Source organism: Rhodococcus sp. CX (assembly GCF_015865005.1).
Classification (GTDB): domain Bacteria; phylum Actinomycetota; class Actinomycetes; order Mycobacteriales; family Mycobacteriaceae; genus Rhodococcus.
The window spans coordinates 1-3073 of sequence record NZ_JADZGH010000102.1; the positions used below are offsets into that span (position 1 = coordinate 1).

3 protein-coding genes are annotated in these 3073 nt (G+C 69.1%); 1 reads left to right on the forward strand and 2 read right to left on the reverse strand.

Annotated elements, in window-relative coordinates:
* Positions 1 to 1025: steroid 3-ketoacyl-CoA thiolase (locus I0Q12_RS11105; RefSeq protein ID WP_197251974.1), on the reverse strand; the 1025-nt coding region annotated here is incomplete at its 3' end.
* Between the two features lie 266 nt (positions 1026 to 1291).
* Here I0Q12_RS11105 and I0Q12_RS11110 point away from each other — a divergent pair.
* The gene (locus I0Q12_RS11110; protein WP_197251975.1) at positions 1292 to 2107 is read left to right on the forward strand and encodes an SDR family oxidoreductase; all 816 of its coding nucleotides are present in this window, start codon (positions 1292 to 1294) and stop codon (positions 2105 to 2107) included.
* A gap of 59 nt (positions 2108 to 2166) precedes the next feature.
* Here I0Q12_RS11110 and I0Q12_RS11115 read toward each other — a convergent pair.
* Positions 2167 to 3073 (reverse strand): hypothetical protein (locus I0Q12_RS11115; protein ID WP_231610444.1); only part of this gene is annotated, 907 nt, incomplete at its 5' end.

Below are 3073 nucleotides of genomic sequence, written 5' to 3' on the forward strand. Positions count from 1 at the left end.
CCCAGCGCGATCGCGCCGCCGTTGACGTTGACCTTGCTCATGTCGGCATCGAGAACCTGCGCCCACGACAGGACGACCGACGCGAACGCCTCGTTGATCTCGACGATGTCGATGTCCGACAGCGACATTCCGGTGCGTTCGAGGACGTCCCGGGTGGAGTCGATCGGGCCGTCGAGATGGAAGTACGGGTCGGAGCCGACGAGGGTGGACGCGAGGATCCGGGCTCGCGGGCGCAGGCCTGCCGCGCGCGCCTTGTCCTCGTTCATGAGCATCACCGCGGCCGCGCCGTCGCTGATCTGGGACGAGTTGCCGGCGGTGTGGATTCCGCCGTCCATCACCGGTTTCAGGCCGGCCAGCGCCTCCGCGGTGGTGTCCCGGAGGCCGCCGTCGGTGGTGACGGTCGCGACCTCCCCGGTGGGTTCGCCGTCCTTGGTGACGACGGGCGCGACCACCGGGACGATCTCACGGTCGAAGCGGCCTTCGCTCCACGCCAGCGCGGCGCGTCGCTGCGATTCCAGCCCGAACGCGTCGACGTCGGCGCGGGTGATCCCCCGGTGGGCGGCGATCCGTTCGGCGGAGGTGAACTGGTCGCCCATGTCGACGGTCCAGTCGTCCGGGTAGGGATTGCCGGTGCCGGGTGTGTTGGCCTGGCCGAGGAACACGCGGCTCATCACCTCGACGCCGCAGCCGATTCCGGCGTCGATCTGCCCGGACGCGATGAGCCCGGCGACCATGTGGACGGCCTGCTGCGACGATCCGCACGCGCAGTCGATGGTGGTGGCGGCGGTGCGGTACGGGAACCCGGCGTGCAGCCATGCCTGGCGGGTCACGTTGTTGGACTGCTCCCCCGCCTGGGTGACGACGCCACCGACGAGTTGCCCGATCCGGTCCGCGGGCAGGCCGGTCCGGTCGAGGACGGCCTTCTGGGCGGCGCCCAGCAACACAGCCGGATGCACTCCGGACAGTTGCCCGCGACGACGGCCGATCGGCGTCCGCGCGGCCTCGACGATGACGACGTTGCTCATGTCCACTCCCTGCTCCCGAATACTGAAATTTATTCTATTCCGCTGGCGGGCCGCTCCCCCGTCCATCCCACCGAGCGGGACCACACTGCTCAGCGCCGATGTCGGAGACACACCGGGGGCACGAGATCGCCTGTAGCGCTGGGCAAATTGCCTTCACGACCAGCTCACCGGTGTTACAGTGCCCACACCCGTATCCAGTTCTAACGAATCGACGCACTGCGCCGGGAACGCCGACCGGCGCCCACCGCTGTCACGAGGAGGGCTCCATGCCCGATTTCTCCGGCAAGACCGTCGTCGTCACCGGCTGTTCGTCCGGGGTCGGCGCTGCCGCCGTCACCAAGCTCGCCGCCCAGGGCGCCACCGTGATCGGCGTCGATCGAGTCGAGAGCACCGATCCCGCGATATCCCGGATGGTGGTGGGCGATCTGTCGACGCACGCCGGCGTCCTGGACATCGCCGAGCAGATCGCCGGTCCCGTCGACTCGCTCATCAACAACGCCGGTGTCGCCGCGACCCTGCCGTGGCGGACCGTGCTGTCGATCAACACCCTCGCACCGCGCGACCTCACGCGCGCGCTGACCCCGAAGTTCACGCCGGAGCCCACCGTCGTCACGACCGCCTCGCAGGCCGGTTTCATGTGGCAGCAGCACTACGACCTGCTCAACGAGTTCCTCGCCGTCGACGACTGGGACGCCGCGCTCGACACGTTCACGGATCACCCCGGCATCGAAGGCGCGTGCTACAGCCTCTCCAAGGAGGCCGTGATCATCTGGTCGAAGAACCTGGCCGTCGAGGGGAAGGCCACCGGCCTGCGTTCGAACAGCGTCTCCCCCGGCACGATCGGCACGCCGCTGCTGAAGGACTTCACCGCGACGATGGGCGCGGACACCATCAACGGCGCCGCGGCGTGGGCGGGCCGGCACGGTCGCCCCGAGGAGATCGCCGACGCCCTGCTGTTCCTCGCGTCGTCGGAGTCCACCTGGATCAGCGGCGCGGATCTTCCGGTCGACGGCGGGTTCGGCGCATACGTGCACCGCACGTTCATCGCACCGGCGCCGGCCGCCCAGACCACGGAGAACTGAGGGCGGTCCGCAAGGGGCAGCCCATCGATCACCGCACCACCCCTTGCGTTTTCGTCTTCCTACGGCGCCATGTCCAGCCAGCCGGTGAAGCCCGACGGATCGTGGCGTCCCATGACCGCGTGCTCGAACATGCCCCAGCCCACCCGGCCGTCGATGGTCGCCTTCGCGACGTGGTCGATGGTGGAGAACGGGAGCCGGCCCAGAAAGTCCCGGCTGGTGGTGTCCACGAAGGACGACGACGACCAGTTCGCGCCCTTCCACTCGCCGTGCGTCCACTCCGGGTCACCGCCGTAGCCGGCGCCGTGACTCAGCGAGATGAACCCGAGGGGTTCGATGTCCACGACGACGGGCTCACCCTTGGGCGTGGTCAGGTGCAGCCGCGCCGACTCGGGATGCCGTGTGCCGCTGCGGTAGTTCACCTCGACGCGGGGCCAGCCCAACTGCTCGACCCGACCGTCCGCGAAGACGCGGGTGGCGTGATTGAGGGTGCGGTGCCCGTCCTGCGACTCCTGCACGATGACGACGAGCGCGAAGTCGTCGAAGCGCAGCGGGACGTAGGTCCAGTAGTGGCCGCCGCGGTTCTCGTAGGTCCAGCGACCCTGCGGATCCGGCTCGCCGACGGGACGGATCCCCCAGGAGCGGTCGCGCGTGCCCATCCAGATCTCAGGATCGACGGCGAAGTCCTTGCCCTGCACCGACAGGGTGCCGGACCAGCTACCGACCTGGGCGAAGCGGGACGCGTCGAGGATCGGTCGCGGACCGGACATGAGGATGTGCGCCTCCTCGAGCACGGCGGGAAACGAGCCGTCCCACGTGATGTCGCACGAGAGGTCGTCGTGCTCGCAGATCACCCGGATCTTCTGCAGGGGCTCGACGACCTCGAGCCGATAGCCGCCGACCTTGCTCTCCATCGAACGCTCGTCGAGCGCGTCCGAGAACCGGACTGCGACCTGCGAGTCACCGTGC